The sequence below is a fragment of the Grylomicrobium aquisgranense genome (genome assembly GCF_033971865.1).
GTDB classification, from domain to species: domain Bacteria; phylum Bacillota_I; class Bacilli_A; order Erysipelotrichales; family Erysipelotrichaceae; genus Bulleidia; species Bulleidia massiliensis.
In genome coordinates this window covers 13,415-28,889 of sequence record NZ_JALBUR010000016.1, presented here as the reverse complement: position 1 = coordinate 28,889, position 15,475 = coordinate 13,415, and the positions used below count along the sequence as shown (strand labels likewise).

Here is a 15,475-nt window from a genome sequence, read left to right as displayed (position 1 = left end):
GCAGGGATGATACTGATAAACAGAAACCAGTACAGCCATGTGTACGATGTGCTTACAGCATCATCATACCATCAGGCAGCTTGATCCGATTGATGAAAATAGGAAGGAAAATATCATGTGCTTTCTGGCTTACTGATCGCGTACAATGCAGATAGATATAGCGGATTCATCATGTTCAGGAAGAATAAAATCATCATTTTGCTTCCCGTGCTGGCAGCGGCATGTGCCTCCGGTACGGCAGCCGCTTCCCCATCTTCTGCTGTAATAAGCACCTTCCTGCTGTTACACCATCTGCAGCCCCAGCATCATATGGATTCCAGACTGGGCTTTCAATCACCGTTTCCAATGATGTGGTGGAGGATGCTGCCATTGTCTCCTGATGGTCTGCCTTTGGATAATGCAGGAATAAAAACAGGTGATGCGTTTCGTTGCGAAACATATCACCTGTTTTAAGTTGATATATGATGTAGTGATTACTTGGTCTTCAGGATCTCAACAGAGTATGGCTGCTTGGCATTGACATCCACTGTCTCTCCAACCTTGTGATCCAGGATGGCCTTTGCCAGTGCTGTTTCATTGGAGAGTTTGCCATTGAGCGGGTCTGCTTCGGTGGAACCAACAATGGTGTAAGTTCCCTCTTCCTTGGTATCCAGGAAACGGATGGTAACCGTAGAACCGATGGATACGGTCTTGGAACGGCCGGTCTTCTTATTGATGATCTCATAGTGACCCGGCTGCAGCATCTGTTCCAGCTGAGCGATTCTGCTTTCAACCTGAGACTGCTTGTCACGTGCGGCATCATAGTCGGCGTTTTCGGACAAGTCACCAAGGGAACGTGCTTCTGCCAGTTCTGCTTTTACTTCTTCACGAACAACATGGACAAGATTATCATACTCATCCTGTAACTTTTTCAAGCCTTCTTCAGTGACATAAATTTTATCTTCAGACATGAACGACTCCTTTTATTTGATTAAATTTGCGCGGTAATTATAGCATTCCATGGTGGATGATGCTACTGATTTTTGTGATCAGAAGGTCGACTGCAACTGTGTTGGAACCACCTTCCGGAATGATGATATTGGCATATTTCTTGCTTGGTTCCACAAAGGAATCATGCATGACTCTGACCGTTGTCACATACTGGCTCACAACTGAATCCAGGGTTCTGCCTCTTTCCTTGACGTCACGGATCAAACGGCGGATAAACCGGATATCTGGTTCCGTATCCACAAATACCTTGATGTCCAGAAGATCACGGATCTCTTTGACTTCCAGTACAAACAGACCTTCCAGAATCAGCACGTCGCATGGATAGAGGGTTGTTGTTTCCTTTGCCCTGGTGTGATTGACAAAGTCATAGTTCGGCTTTTCAATCGGCTTGCCATGCTGCAGATCATGGATCTGGGAGATCAGAAGGTCGTTGTCAAATGCAAGCGGATGGTCGTAGTTTGTTTTGCGGCGCTCTTCCATCGGCATATCCGACTGGTCCTTGTAATAGTCATCCTGACGGATAATCAATACACTCTTTTCATCTGAGAACGCATTGCGGATTTCTTCTGCAATCGTTGTCTTTCCAGATGCACTGCCTCCGGCAATGCCAATAATGATTGGTTTACTCATCATTCATCTCCCTTTGACAAGCCTGTCAGCCGGCCTGCCTCATCATACCGTGCACGATAGTAAAACGGCTGCTGGATCCCTGCAAGTACTTCTTTCAGAAAGATTCTGTCCGCATCCCACATAGGCAGTGAAAAGATATCCTCTTCCTTCACCCATGCAAGCGTGCCTTCATTGCATACAGGCAGATCATGCTTTTGCACTTGTGCTGTATAGATCCAGATCTTCTCTGTTTCTGCAAGCGGCGAATCAAACAGGACTTCTCCCTGCAGCTGTAAAGAATCTGGCACCAATTCATAACCGGTTTCTTCCCGCGTTTCACGGATGGCACACGTAAGTGGTGTTTCATCCTTTTCCATCTTGCCGCCAACGCCGATCCATTTGCCATGATTGACATCGTGTGGTTTCTTGTTGCGGTACATCAGCAGCCACGCACTGTCATCATGCAGATAGACACAGACAGAATGGATCATGAGTTGCCGTAGAGATATTTGTTTACATTGGCATTGTGCTCATCCAGTGTTCTGGCAAAATAAACCGTGCCATCACCGTAGACATCTGCCATGAAGTAGTAATAATCAGTCTGATTCGGATTCAGGACCGCTTCCAGTGCTGCTGTACCGGCATTTTCAATCGCGCCGGGAGGCAGGCCATCATGCTGATAGGTATTGTATGGTGAATCAAAATCACTGTTGACCTCACAGGACTGCCAGTTGTCAGTCTGCTTGTCATAGTCAATGGCATAGCAGACCGTGACCGATGACTGCAGAGGCATATCTGCATTGAGACGGTTGTAGAATACCGAGGCAATGTTCTTGAGTACTTCCTCATCCTGAGAGCCGCCCTCATACTGCACAATGGAAGCCAGCGTATAGATCTGATGAATCGTATAGCCTGATGCGGCAAACTGATCTTTGTACTGGCTGTAGACGGCATTGGTCTGATCCAGGATCTTCTCCGTGATTTCTTCTGCTGTGCTGTCCTGCTTGAAAGAATATGTATCCGGGGCAAGATAGCCTTCCAGATAACATCTGACACCATCCGCAAACATATCTTCTGTCAGGAATGGATATTTGCTCATTTCGGATCGGATCCAGTCCGCATTGTTCCAGAGATTCATCAGATCATCCGCAGATACATCTGTAACTGCTGCAATCTTAGCAGCCACATCCTTGGCCCAGTCACCTTCAATGATGGTGACCGAGGCATCCGAAATGGCAGCACTCTGGTCATTCAATGTCTGGTAGATCGTATCCAGGGTCATGGACTTGTCCAGGTTGAATTTGCCGGCATACAGATTGCTGTAGCCATTCAGCTTGGCAAAGTAATAGCCGATTTTTGCATTGCGGATCAGGCCTGCTGACTGCAGATCTTCTGATACAGACGCAATCGTAGCCCCATCCGGAACGGCGAATTCCACCGTTTCACTCTGGGAAGACATCGGCTGTGTGCATCGATAATAGTAGTATCCCTCAGACACCAGAATCACGATGCCAAGCAGCACAATGACTGACACAATCCGAAAGACGATGCTGTGCTTCTTCTTTTTCTTTGGCTGCGCTTCTTCCTCATTGTTCAGGCTGGCAGTATCTTCAGTTGCCATCGGATCCTCCTTCCAGCTGATCGCTGATTGCACCAAGCACTTCTTCGCACATTTCCAGATCCTTCTCATCCGTTACGACATCCATGTTGCCATCATCATCGTACTGGTAGACATACACGCCGGCATCCGGATTAGCAGGATCCTCAAACAGCACAAAGTGGCGTCCATCCGGGGCATCGAAGTTGGAGAGGATATGCACCTCCCGTTCCTGGCCATTGTCGTCGGTGATCGTCATGCGGTTGTCATCAGTCATACAAGTATTCCTTTCCCCTAAAAGCAAAAGGCGGCCTCAGCCCCTTCTGCCACTATCAAGCCATCTCTGCAGGATGGCAACAGCAGCCATCTGATCGATGACTTTCTTTCTCTTTTTCCTGGAAACATCCGCCTGCAGAAGAATATCCTCCGACTCCACCGTCGTCATCCTCTCATCCTGCATATGCACAGGCAGACCGCTCTCCTTCTCAAGCTGTCTGCCAAACTCCAGACAGATCTGTGCACGCGGTCCGATATCATCATTGAGCATATACGGCATGCCAAGCACAATCTCATCCGGCTTCTCTTTGGCGATCACTTCCAGCACCTGATCCAGGGCGGAATCATAATCATCCGGCTTGAAGCGGATTGTTTCATACGTACCGGCAATCAGACCGGTCTGGCTGATCGAAACGCCGCAGGTCACACTGCCAAGGTCCAGGCCTAAATACTTCACTTGTGCTCCTCAAGGTAAAATCTGACAAGCTCCTCAATGATCTCATGGCGCTCAACAGACTGAATGATGCTTCTGGCATTATTATGACTGGAAATGTAAGCCGGGTCATTGGAAATCAGATAGCCCGCAAGCTGATTGATCGAGTTATAGCCTCTTTCCTCAAGTGCCTGTGAAACATGCTTTAAAATCTCACAGATATTAGAACGGCGGATCTCTTCGGCATTAAAGCTGACAGTTTCCGTAACATCCTGATTATTCTTATTCATACGAGCCTCCTTTTTCATATTTTAGGACAAAATGCAAAAAAAGTATATAAGTGTGCATGCAGGCTATGCCAAACTTTAGTGAATTTTCACATTTGAAGCCAAAAAGAAAAACCGGTTTCCCGGGTTTTCTATGTTTGTCGTTATAACTGCTCAATGATTTGTTTGACAGCAGCGATTGCCTCATCAATCTTGGCTACATCACGGCCGCCGGCCTGAGCCATATCCGGTCTGCCGCCGCCATTGCCGCCGCAGATCTGGGCTGCCTTCTTGACGATATCGCCAGCTTTGAGACCCTTGGCAATTGCCGCCTTGGAACTTGCGGCCACAAAGACAACTTTTCCATTTGTCTCATCAGCCACAAATACAAAGCCATCCTGCATCTTATTGCGCAGAAGCTCTGCATACTTCTTGAGCTCACCGGCATCAAAGTTCCTCAGCTTAACCGTAAGAACATGCAGTCCATTGATCTCCTTTGCCTGGGCAAGCTTGCTTTCAGCATCGGCCTGCAGTGCCTTCTCATTGGCAGCTGCGACTTCCTTCTTGAGTTCATTATTTTCTTCCAGAAGCTTTGCAATCCGCTCATGCAGGCCGTCTGCCTTCTTCAGCTTCAACAGAGCAGCCAGATCCTCAAGTGTCTCCTCTTCCTGCTTGAAGCTGTCATAAGACTTCATCTTGGTGACAGAAGTAATACGGCGTACACCGGAACCGACAGACTCTTCGGACAGGATATGGAAGCTGCCCAGATCACCTGTGTTATTGACATGTGTACCGGCGCAGAATTCCTTGGAGAAATCACCCATAGATACAACTCTTACAGTATCGCCGTACTTTTCATCAAACAGGGCTGTAGCACCTGTCTTCTTTGCTTCTTCAATCGGCAGAACCTGGGTTGTAACAGGCAGATCCTCATTGATCTTCTCGTTGACGATGCGCTCTACTTCCTTGAGCTGCTCAGCCGTCGGCTTTTCAAAATGCGTGAAGTCAAAACGGCCGTAATCAGGTCCATTGTAGGAACCAGCCTGGGCAATGTGATCGCCCAGTACCTGACGCAGAGCTGCCTGTAAAAGATGCAGAGAAGAATGGTTGGCACGGGTTCTCTGTCTTGCTGCAAAGTCATAGGCACCTTCCAGTACATCGCCGATGTGGATAATACCCTCGACATGGTCGATATGATGCATATGCTGCTTGTGCGGTGCTTTCTGCACGTCAACGACATCTGCCTTGAATGTATCATTCCACAGTTTTCCGGTATCTGCGCACTGGCCGCCGCTCTCTGCATAGAAGCAGGTGCTGGAAAGAATCACATCACCTTCATCAGACAGTTCATTGACAGCCACGCCATCATGGAACAGGCCGATGACTTCACCTTTGCAGGTCTTGTCGGTATAACCGGTAAATACACTTTCCTTTGTAAAGTCCATCAGATCCTTGGACTGGCCATGCATGGACTGCACATTGGCACGGGCATCTCTGGCTCTTTGCTTCTGCAGCTCCATTTCCTTCTCAAAGCCCTTTTCATCAACCGTATAGCCGGCATCCTGGGCAATCTCCGTGGTCAGTTCCTTCGGGAAGCCATACGTATCATACAGACGGAATACGACATCGCCAGGCAGAGCCTTTTCCTTTTCATGTTCCTTCATGGCAGCATTGAGCAGATCCTCACCCTTGTCCAGCGTCCTGGCAAAGGATTCTTCCTCCTGCTTGACCAGGCGGCTGATCAGGGTCACCTTGTCTTCCAGATACGGATAGTAGTCTTTCATATTGTCAGCGACAACCTGGACAAGCTTATACATGAAAGCTCCGTTAATGCCCAGCTTGCGGCCATAGCGGACTGCTCTGCGCAATACTCTGCGCAAAACATAGCCTCTGCCTTCATTAGAGAACATGGCGCCATCGGCAATGGCAAATGTCACCGTACGGATATGATCGGCAATGACACGGTATGCCATCTTATATTCAGGATCAGAATACGGATGAGCGGCATACTTTTCCGTGGCATGAATGATCGGCAGGAAGAGATCGGTATCGAAGTTGGTCTCACCATCCTGAATCAGAGCGACAAGCCTTTCCAGACCCATGCCGGTATCAATGTTCTTCTGCGGCAGTTCCTTATACTCACTGCGCGGCACTTCACCCGGACGGCAGTCATACTGGGAGAAGACGATGTTCCAGACCTCAATGTAGCGGTCATTCTCCATGTCTTCAAAGAACAGTTTCTCGCCCAGGTGCTGCGGATCATACTTTTCACCACGGTCATAATAGATCTCGGTATCCGGTCCGCCCGGACCTCTGCCGATTTCCCAGAAGTTATCCATCGTCTTGTGGATATGCTTGGGATCCATGCCGACCTTGACCCACAGATTGTAGGCGTCGGTATCATCCGGATAAACGGTGACATACAGGCGCTTGGGATCAAAGCCGATCCATTTCGGGCTGGTCAGAAACTCCCATGCCCAGGTGATGGCTTCGGTCTTGAAGTAGTCGCCGATTGAGAAATTGCCAAGCATCTCAAAGAAGGTGTGGTGTCTGGCTGTCTTGCCGACATTTTCAATGTCGTTTGTCCGGATGGACTTCTGGGCATTGCATATGCGGTTGGAAGCCGGCTTTTCACTGCCATCGAAGTACTTCTTCAAAGCAGAAACACCGGCATTGATCCAAAGCAGAGTTGGATCGTTGTGAGGAATGAGGCTGGCACTTGGCTCTACCATGCATCCTTTGGACGCAAAGAAGTCCAGGAACATCTGGCGTACCTGATTGCCAGTCAGCTGTTTGTTTGTCATGATGACCTCCTGATGAATATAAAAAAGCGTTCCATATTTCCAGGAACGCTGTCAACGCGGTACCATCCTGGTTCACACATGTGTGTGCACCTTAATTCATCCTTTAACGCAGGAAACGGCATGGATTAACATGCTCTCACGGGCAGCTTCACATCATTGCCGGCTATAGACTTGCACCTGCCGTCTACTCTCTTTCAGCCTGAACAGAAATGCTACTTTTCCCCTTCAGCGATTTCTTTATTATGTTAGCACAATGTTGCCTTTAACGTAAAAAAAATACGGTTTGAAGTCAAATCGATAGCGGATGGTATTGCCTGTTTCCTCTAATTGTAATAAAATTCATCCATGCTGTAATATATTTCAGGGAGATGAAAACTATGAAAAATATTTGCAAAATGATGACAGCAGGTGTTCTTGCTGCAGCCCTGGCAGGCTGTGCATCCAGTCCGACTGCATCTGCCTCTGTATCCTCAGCCGATGCCAAAGCCTCTGATGATGGCACTTACACAGTTGGCATCATCCAGCTGGTCCAGCATCCGGCTCTGGATGCTGCCAGTCAGGGTTTTGAGGATGAACTGAAGGCGGAGCTTGGTGATAAAGTGACGGTCACACTGAAGAATGCCTCAAACGATTCTGCCCAGTGTACAACAATTGCCAATCAGTTTGTCACTCAGGGCGTGGACCTGATTCTGGCCAATGCGACGCCATCTCTGCAGGCTGCGGCTTCTGCAACAAGCACAATCCCGATTCTGGGCACAGCTATTACAGAATATGGTGTTGCCCTTTCATTAGATGATTTCAACGGCACCGTAGGAGGCAATATTTCCGGAACTTCTGATCTTGCTCCGCTGGATCAGCAGGCTGCTATGTTTGATGAGCTGCTGCCAGATGCAAAAACCATCGGCATTCTCTATTGCTCCGCCGAAGCCAACAGTGTTTATCAGGCGCAGCAGGTACAGAAATATCTGGAAGATGAAGGCAAGACTGTAAAGGTGTACACCTTCTCCGATTCAAACGATGTGGCAAGTGTTACCCAGAGTGCCTGCAATGACTGTGATGCGCTTTATATTCCGACCGATAATACAGCAGCAAGCTGCGCCGAAGCGATCAATAACGTGGCTGAGCCTGCTGGGGTACCGATCATTACCGGTGAGGAAGGTATCATGAGCGGCTGCGGCATCGCAACCATGTCCATTGACTATTACAAACTTGGTCAGACAACCGGAAAGATGGCTGTGAAGATTCTGACCGGAGAAGAAAAGATCAGTGATATGCCTGTTGAATACTATGAGAATCCGGTCAAAGAATATGATGCGGACAGGTGCGCAAAGCTTGGCATTACAGTTCCTGATGGCTATCAGGCATATACTGCTGAAAACTGATTAAGCACAGCAGACAACTACATGGGTGCAGACAACTGCACCCATGTCATGCGTTTATCAATTGGGAGCAAAATTAAAATGAGTATTGGAAATCTGATTGGTGCTCTGCCGGGCGGTATTGCCCAGGGCATCATTTGGGGCATTATGGCCCTGGGAGTTTATATTACTTTCCGTCTTCTTGATGTAGCAGATCTGACCGTAGACGGTACCTTCACAACCGGAGGCGCGACATGCGTTATGTTAATTCTGGCAGGATGGAATCCATGGCTGGCAATGCTGGTCGCCTTCCTTGCCGGCATGGCTGCCGGGGCAGTAACAGGTTTATTACATACAAAGCTGGGCATTCCGACCATTCTGGCAGGCATTCTGACTCAGTTCTCACTGTATTCCATTAACCTTGCTATCATGGGAATGGCAGCCAACAAAGCAGTGTCCGCTGATAAATACGCACTGGTTGTGACATCCCGTGTCATTCCGCCAACCATTGCCATCGGAGCGGTCATTGCTGCCGTTCTGATTGCCATCATGTACTGGTATTTTGGTACTGAAGCCGGATCCGCCATGCGTGCCACCGGCTGCAACCCGACAATGGCCAAGGCACAGGGCATTAACATTGACCGCATGACCGTACTCGGACTTGCCTTCTCCAATGGCATTGTTGCCTTCTCCGGTGCCCTGATGGCACAGTTGCAGGGCTTCTCTGATATCAATATGGGACGCGGCTCCATCGTCATCGGCCTGGCCGCTGTCATCATCGGCGAAGTGATTGGCAATGCCCTGTGCGGCAGACATCTCAACTTTGCCGGCCGGCTGGTCTTTGTCGTACTGGGTGGTGTCATCTACTATATCGTTGTGACGATTGTGCTGTGGCTCAAGCTGGATTCCAACTGGCTCAAGATGTTTACAGCCATCATCGTTGCCATCTTCCTTGCTGTTCCTTACCTGCAGGCAAAGCAGCGTAATTCCTTTGCCAGAGCAGGACGCAATGCTGCCCGCTTTCAGAAGGAGGACAAATAATGGACTCTCTTGTTCTCAGACATATTTCCAAAACCTTTAACAAAGGCACGATCAATGAGAAGAAAGCATTGATTGATGTCAGTCTTACGCTGCACGATGGTGATTTTGTGACCGTGATCGGCTCCAATGGTGCGGGCAAATCCACCCTGCTGAATGCGGTTGCCGGTGTGTGGCCGATTGATGACGGTCAGATCGTGATCGATGGCCACGATGTGACAGGTCTGCCGGATTTCAAGCGCGCTGCCTATGTCGGCCGTGTATTCCAGGATCCCATGACCGGTACTGCCGCGACCATGCAGATTGATGAAAACCTGGCCCTGGCAGCAAGACGCGGCAAGCACCGCGGGCTTTCCTGGGGTGTTACCAAGCAGGAACAGAATGAATACCAGAAGTTGCTGAAACCGCTGAATCTTGGTCTGGAAGACCGGCTGACTTCCAAGGTTGGCTTATTGTCCGGCGGCCAGAGACAGGCAGTTACCCTGCTGATGGCATCTTTGCAGAAACCAAAGATTCTGCTGCTGGATGAACATACTGCTGCCCTGGATCCAAAGACGGCTGAGAAGGTCCTGGCTTTGACAAACAGTGTCATTGAAAAGGATCATCTGACTGCGATGATGGTCACCCACAACATGATGGATGCCATCAAGAACGGCAATCGTCTGATCATGATGCATGAGGGTCATATCATTGTCGATATTGCCGGTGAAGAGAAGAAAAAACTGACCGTCGAAACACTGCTGGCCAAGTTTGAGGAAGTTTCCGGTACGGTCTTTGCCAGTGATGAAGCATTGTTAACACAGCAGTAATTCTTCATGATGAAAACAGCGATGAGCTTAGTCTCACCGCTGTTTTTTGATGCGTCCATTTGTTTTAATTACTATGCAATATCCTCATCTGCAAAGGGATCATCCCCATCGCCATCTGTGAAAAATGGATTGTCATCACTTGTTTCATCATTTTTCAGTCTTTGGGCAAGGCCTGTCTTACGGGGATGGTATTCCAGCGTCGCTGCTCCTTTCATGAAGGCATCCTCATCACCCAGGATGACCAGGCTTCTTCTGGCACGGGTGACCGCTGTATAGATGAGCTTTCTTTGCAGCATGAACTGGTGCTGACGGCTGATCGGCAGGATCACAATCGGATATTCGGAGCCCTGTGCCTTATGCACAGAGATACAGTAGGCTAGTGTGATATGGTCCAGACTTTCTTCACTGTATTCCACTTCATGATCACCAAAGCTGACCACTACCGTAGTGCGGTGGCTTTCCACCTGCTTTGCATCCAGGATATCCGTAAGAATACCGATATCGCCATTGTAGACATTGTCATCCGGCTGATTTTTAAGCTGCAGGATCTTGTCACCTACCCGGAAGATCTGGTAGCCATGGCGCAGTTCCTTTTTCTCAGGGGCATATGGATTCAGTTCCATCTGCAGCGCATTATTTAATGTGCTGATGCCGGCTGCTCCCTTGTACATTGGTGAAAGCACCTGTATATCATTGACCGTATAGTTTTTCTCCAGGGCATTGCGCACGACTGCCAGTACATTGTCTTTGATCTCTTCATCCCGGCATGGATAAAAGACGATATCATGCTGCAGGGATGAGAAATCCGGATGGCCTGTCTTGATCTGATGCGCCAGGGCAATCACATCTGAGCCTTCCTTCTGACGGTAGATATGATCCAGCCGCAGCAGAGGAAAACGTCCACTGGCAATCAGATCACGCAGCACACAGCCGGGTCCGACACTTGGCAGCTGGTCTTCATCACCGATGATGCACAGCCTTTTCACATGTGCACTTGCTTTGAGCAGATGATAGAACAGCCATGCATCGACCATGGAAAACTCATCAATGACAAGCAGATCTGCCTGGATGGGATCATCTTCATCTTTGCCAAAGGTATTGGAATCGAGATCCCATTGTAAAAGGGAATGGATGGTGGCCGCAGGTGTGCCGGTAAGCTCAGAAAGCCGCTTGGCTGCCCTGCCGGTTGGGGCGGCACAGACAATGGCGGCATCGGGATACAGCAGATGAAACAGCTTCACCATTGCCCGTACCACTGTTGTCTTGCCAGTGCCCGGACCGCCGGTCACAATCTGTACCGGATGGTCAAGAATGGAAAGAATCGCTTCTTTCTGGACAGCATCATATTCGATACCGAAGTTATCCTGGATCGACTGCAGATAGGTTTCTACAGTATGCGGATCTGCGGGGTCGATATTTTCCAGCGGGAAATGATTGAGAAAATTGGTGATGCCGGTTTCAGCTTCATACTGGGTGATGGGATAGATATGGCCATTCGCATTGACAAGTTTATGACGTGCCACTGCCGCATCCAGGTATTTGGGATAGTCTGCGTCAAATCCTTTTGTACTCTTTGCAAATGCCTGTTCAAGATCATCGCTGTCGACATAGCTGTCACCGCTGCGTACACACAGATCCATCGTCAATGCAATCAGCAGTGCTTCCAGACGTCTGTCATCATTCTGCGCAAAGCCAAGATAGGCTGCGATCTTATCCGCTGTGGCAAAGCCAAAGCCGTCGCATTCCTCCGCTGCCTGATAGGGATTATTTTTCAATACCTGCAGTGCTTCTTTGCCATATGCCTGGTTGAGGCGGATGATGCTGCGGGAGCCAATGCCATAGACATTCAGGAAACGTGACAGTTCAGACAGCCCTTCATCAGACTGTGACATCCCGCTTTCAATGGCACTGATCTGTTTGTCATTGAGATTTGTCTTGAGATGCAGGATTTCCGGATTCCGGCGGATTTCTTCCAGACAGTCAGGGCCAAGTGCTTCAACAATGGAAGACGCGGTCTTTTTGCCGATACCAGGAAACGATGGCCCGCTCAGAAAGCGGATCACCCCTTCCTCTTCACTTGGCAAAGAGACTTCGTAATGTTCCAGGGCAAACTGGATGCCATAGCGGGGATGCTCGACATAGCGGCCATAGATGTTGTACATGACATCGGTCTGGATCGACGGACAGATACCGGTAACCGTCAATGTTCTGTCTTCTTCATCACTGGTGCGAAACAGCATGACCGTATAGAAGTTGGAACTGTTGCGGAACAGGATGCGCACGGGCTTCCCGTTGAGTTTTTCAAGGGAATCATCCATGGTGGTATCCTGCAGCCTTCTGCTGGATCTTTGCCATCAGGTCTTCTTGATTCCGGTACACTGCATCAATCTTGCCGCCCATGATCATGACATCATGATCATAGAAGACAGCTTCCTGACCTGGCGTAACAGAACGGATCGTTTCCGGATAGGTTACTTTCAATGTGCTGTCATCAAGCCATTCGATATGGACATCGTTATCACTCTGCCTGTAGCGGAACTTGGCAGTACAATCCATTGGCAGTGTGCGATCAGCCAGCACATTGACACCGGTGACGATGCAGGCATCGCTGTACAGCCAGTCCTGATGATCCTCATCTGTGACATACAGTTCATTGGTAGTAACATTTTTGCCAATGACATAGAACGGACCGATGCCGCCGATATCCAGTCCCTTGCGCTGGCCGATCGTGTAATACAGCACACCCTGATGAGTACCGACCTTTTCACCCGTCACAATATTGATAATCGGACCTGGTTTCATCGGCAGGTAATTGGACAGAAACTGGCGGAAATGGCGTTCTCCGATAAAGCAGATGCCGGTGCTGTCCTTCTTTTTTGCAATGGACAGGTTCAGTTTTGCGGCGATCTCACGCACTTCCGGCTTGGTAATGCCACCAAGCGGGAACAGAACATGGTCCAGTACTTCTCTGTGTACTTCACAGAGAAAGTAGGACTGGTCCTTGTTGCGGTCATCGGCTTTCAGGATGACGCCGTGTCCGTTTTCGATGCCGTTTTTGGCGTAATGACCTGTAGCGACGGTATCAAAACCCTGTTTCTGGCCAAATTTCATGAAGCTGTCAAACTTGATATAGCGATTGCAAAGGATATCAGGATTGGGTGTTCTGCCTTTACGGTATTCTGAGAGAAATTCCTTGAAGACATCATCCCAGTATTCTTTGATGAAATCGATTCTTAACAGCGGCAGTCCCAAGGCATCGGCGACACTCTGGGCATCTTTATAGTCGCTTTCCTGCGGGCATACGGGATCATTGATGGTGGGATTGCCGGCAAAGTCATCCTCGGCTGCGGAATCCCAGTTGCGCATAAAGGCACAGGTGACATCATAGCCCTGCTGCTGCAGAAGATAGGCAGCAACGGCACTGTCTACGCCGCCTGAAAGGCCAACAAGTACTTTCTTCATATCCAAAAACAAAAGAAGCCATCACGGCCTCTTTTCGCACTCCTTCCCCTCTCTGACCTGTCCGCATGCTTTGTAATTCGGGCAGTCCGGCGTACATTGATGCGCGGCAATCGAACGAAGCTCCTTCGGCAGAAAGACACCGATCTCTTCATCGTCATAGCCAACCTGGAAGTTATTCTCGGAAATGATGATCGGCCGCTTCATAACACTTGGATTCTTCCGGACAAACTGTACCAGTTCATCCAGCGTCATCGAATCAACGTCGATGCGCTGTTCCTGAATGATCTTGGAGCGTTTGGAAATCAGATCATCCGTTCCATTTTCACTGCGCATCAGCAAATGCTTGATCTCGCTGTCATTCAGCAGGATCTTGAAGATATTCTTTTCTATGAACGGGATATTGCGGTCTTTCAGCCACTGCTTGACCTTGCGGCAGCTGGCGCATCCCGGAGATGTATATACAACAATCATGGCATTTCTCCCTATGCGTGTATTATAGCATGAGCGTCAAGAAAATCTGTGCCCATTGAAAACAGTTGAAAAATATGAAATAATTGAGGAGCTATGAAAAGGTGCAGTCCGTATAGGAACCTTGTTCAGCGAGGCAGAACTGGTGAAAGCTGCCATGGCAATCATACGGACATTGGAGCCTTGGAGCATTGTCATATTGACACGGCGGTTCCGTTATCCCAAGAGTGATCCAGATTGTGTGGATAAGAACGGGTGGTACCGCGCATCAGAAGTCTCCTGCGTCCCTTCATTGAAGAGACGTTTTTCTTTTGGAAAAGAGGTAAATCATATGAAGAAAAGAATGCTTTCCGGCATCAAGCCGACAGGCCAGCTGCATCTGGGCTCGTATATCGGTGCATTGAAGCACTTTGTGGATTATCAGGATGACTATGATATGTATGCATTCATTGCCAACCTGCACTGCATTACGGTTCCCCAGGATCCAAAGACCCTGCAGAAGAACCTGAAGGATTGTGTTGCCCTGTATCTGGCGTGTGGTCTGGATCCGAAGAAAGCAACGATCTTCCTGCAGACAGATGTCAAAGCCCATGCCCAGCTTGGCTATATCATGTGCTGCCATACATACATGGGTGAGCTTTCCCGTATGACCCAGTTCAAGGACAAGCAGGCCAAGGGTGAAAAGAACCTGTCCGGCGGTCTGTATACCTACCCTGCTTTGATGGCTGCGGATATCCTGCTGTATGATCCTGACTATGTACCGGTTGGCGATGACCAGAAACAGCATGTCGAGCTGACCCGTGATGTGGCTGCCAGAATGAATCACCGCTATGGCGAGCTGTTCAAGCTTCCGGAACCGCTGATCGGTAAGGTTGGTGCCCGCATCATGTCACTGAACGATCCAAGCAAGAAGATGTCCAAGTCTGACAATAACGACAAGGGCTGTGTCTATCTGCTGGATGATCCAAAGAAAGCCAGAAAGAAGATCATGGGTGCTGTTACAGACAATGAGGCCCATGTCCACTATGATCCGGACTATCAGCCAGGTATCTCCAACTTGATGCAGATTATGTCATCGTTGGAAAATGACAGGCCGTTTGGTGAGATTGAGGCACAGTTTGAAGGCAAAGGCTATGGTGACTTCAAGCGTGCGGTAGCTGATGATGTATGTGTCCTGCTGGAAAACATTCAGGCAAAGTACAATGACATCATTTCTTCGGATATTCTGGAGACAACCCTGCGTGATGGCGCTGCCAAGGCAAATGTAATTGCCAATAAGAAGCTGGATCAGGTACAGCGTGCCATCGGCATGGAAATCATTGACAAGTAATCATCCTGAGATCCCTGCGGGGATCTTTTTTGTGT

16 protein-coding genes and 1 other annotated feature are annotated in these 15,475 nt (G+C 48.9%); of the genes, 4 read left to right on the top strand and 12 right to left on the bottom strand.

Translation table 11 applies throughout. The features are described from left to right. Window positions 1–193: 193 nt before the first annotated feature. The 9 genes from MOZ60_RS07295 to alaS form a co-directional block, all read right to left on the bottom strand. Complete coding sequence (locus tag MOZ60_RS07295) at window positions 194–439, bottom strand: hypothetical protein (RefSeq protein WP_370596153.1); 246 nt, start codon at window positions 437–439, stop codon at window positions 194–196. A 34-nt stretch (window positions 440–473) separates the two neighbouring features. Further along, window positions 474–950: a transcription elongation factor GreA gene (greA, locus tag MOZ60_RS07290; protein ID WP_108775760.1), complete on the bottom strand. Its 477-nt coding sequence runs from the start codon at window positions 948–950 to the stop codon at window positions 474–476. Between the two features lie 37 nt (window positions 951–987). Next, the gene (udk, locus tag MOZ60_RS07285; protein WP_108775759.1) at window positions 988–1,620 is read right to left on the bottom strand and encodes a uridine kinase; all 633 of its coding nucleotides are present in this window, start codon (window positions 1,618–1,620) and stop codon (window positions 988–990) included. Then, a complete protein-coding gene (locus MOZ60_RS07280) occupies window positions 1,620–2,090 on the bottom strand; it encodes an NUDIX hydrolase (protein ID WP_370596152.1) in 471 nt (156 codons plus the stop codon). Before MOZ60_RS07280 ends, udk begins: the two co-directional genes overlap by 1 nt. Further along, window positions 2,087–3,220, bottom strand: a complete 1,134-nt coding sequence (gene mltG / locus MOZ60_RS07275; RefSeq protein ID WP_277634684.1) for an endolytic transglycosylase MltG — start codon at window positions 3,218–3,220, stop codon at window positions 2,087–2,089. Before mltG ends, MOZ60_RS07280 begins: the two co-directional genes overlap by 4 nt. Continuing rightward, complete coding sequence (locus tag MOZ60_RS07270) at window positions 3,210–3,473, bottom strand: DUF1292 domain-containing protein (RefSeq protein ID WP_370596151.1); 264 nt, start codon at window positions 3,471–3,473, stop codon at window positions 3,210–3,212. Before MOZ60_RS07270 ends, mltG begins: the two co-directional genes overlap by 11 nt. 36 nt (window positions 3,474–3,509) lie before the next feature. Next, the gene (gene ruvX / locus MOZ60_RS07265; protein WP_108775755.1) at window positions 3,510–3,929 is read right to left on the bottom strand and encodes a Holliday junction resolvase RuvX; all 420 of its coding nucleotides are present in this window, start codon (window positions 3,927–3,929) and stop codon (window positions 3,510–3,512) included. Continuing rightward, window positions 3,926–4,195, bottom strand: coding sequence for an IreB family regulatory phosphoprotein (locus MOZ60_RS07260; protein WP_108775754.1), 270 nt, complete (start codon window positions 4,193–4,195; stop codon window positions 3,926–3,928). The genes ruvX and MOZ60_RS07260 overlap by 4 nt, the downstream gene beginning before the upstream one ends. Window positions 4,196–4,335: 140 nt before the next feature. Further along, window positions 4,336–6,975, bottom strand: a complete 2,640-nt coding sequence (gene alaS, locus MOZ60_RS07255) for an alanine--tRNA ligase (protein ID WP_370596150.1) — start codon at window positions 6,973–6,975, stop codon at window positions 4,336–4,338. Window positions 6,976–7,013: 38 nt separating this feature from the next. After that, window positions 7,014–7,213, bottom strand: a binding site (T-box leader). 139 nt (window positions 7,214–7,352) lie between these two features. Here alaS and MOZ60_RS07250 point away from each other — a divergent pair. The 3 genes from MOZ60_RS07250 to MOZ60_RS07240 all read left to right on the top strand — a co-directional run bounded on the left by MOZ60_RS07250 (window position 7,353) and on the right by MOZ60_RS07240 (window position 10,180). After that, window positions 7,353–8,357, top strand: coding sequence for an ABC transporter substrate-binding protein (locus MOZ60_RS07250; RefSeq protein WP_370596149.1), 1,005 nt, complete (start codon window positions 7,353–7,355; stop codon window positions 8,355–8,357). Between the two features lie 78 nt (window positions 8,358–8,435). Next, window positions 8,436–9,374: an ABC transporter permease gene (locus tag MOZ60_RS07245; RefSeq protein WP_108775923.1), complete on the top strand. Its 939-nt coding sequence runs from the start codon at window positions 8,436–8,438 to the stop codon at window positions 9,372–9,374. Continuing rightward, window positions 9,374–10,180, top strand: a complete 807-nt coding sequence (locus MOZ60_RS07240) for an ABC transporter ATP-binding protein (protein ID WP_370596148.1) — start codon at window positions 9,374–9,376, stop codon at window positions 10,178–10,180. The genes MOZ60_RS07245 and MOZ60_RS07240 overlap by 1 nt, the downstream gene beginning before the upstream one ends. 71 nt (window positions 10,181–10,251) lie before the next feature. On the opposite strand, the gene recD2 is transcribed toward MOZ60_RS07240, so the two are convergent. Genes recD2 through MOZ60_RS07225 form a run of 3 tightly spaced genes read right to left on the bottom strand, consistent with a single transcriptional unit; the run spans window position 10,252 to window position 14,113 of the window. Continuing rightward, window positions 10,252–12,498: an SF1B family DNA helicase RecD2 gene (recD2, locus tag MOZ60_RS07235; RefSeq protein WP_370596147.1), complete on the bottom strand. Its 2,247-nt coding sequence runs from the start codon at window positions 12,496–12,498 to the stop codon at window positions 10,252–10,254. Beyond that, entirely contained in the window at window positions 12,491–13,642 is a 1,152-nt protein-coding gene (gene mnmA, locus MOZ60_RS07230) for a tRNA 2-thiouridine(34) synthase MnmA (RefSeq protein WP_370596146.1), read from the bottom strand. The genes recD2 and mnmA overlap by 8 nt, the downstream gene beginning before the upstream one ends. A 21-nt stretch (window positions 13,643–13,663) precedes the next feature. Further along, window positions 13,664–14,113 (bottom strand): Spx/MgsR family RNA polymerase-binding regulatory protein, encoded by a 450-nt coding sequence (locus tag MOZ60_RS07225; protein ID WP_108775747.1) that lies wholly within the window; start codon window positions 14,111–14,113, stop codon window positions 13,664–13,666. A 328-nt stretch (window positions 14,114–14,441) separates the two neighbouring features. Between MOZ60_RS07225 and trpS the strand changes: the two genes are divergently transcribed. Next, window positions 14,442–15,440, top strand: a complete 999-nt coding sequence (gene trpS, locus MOZ60_RS07220) for a tryptophan--tRNA ligase (protein WP_277655408.1) — start codon at window positions 14,442–14,444, stop codon at window positions 15,438–15,440. The last annotated feature ends 35 nt before the right edge of the window (window positions 15,441–15,475 follow it).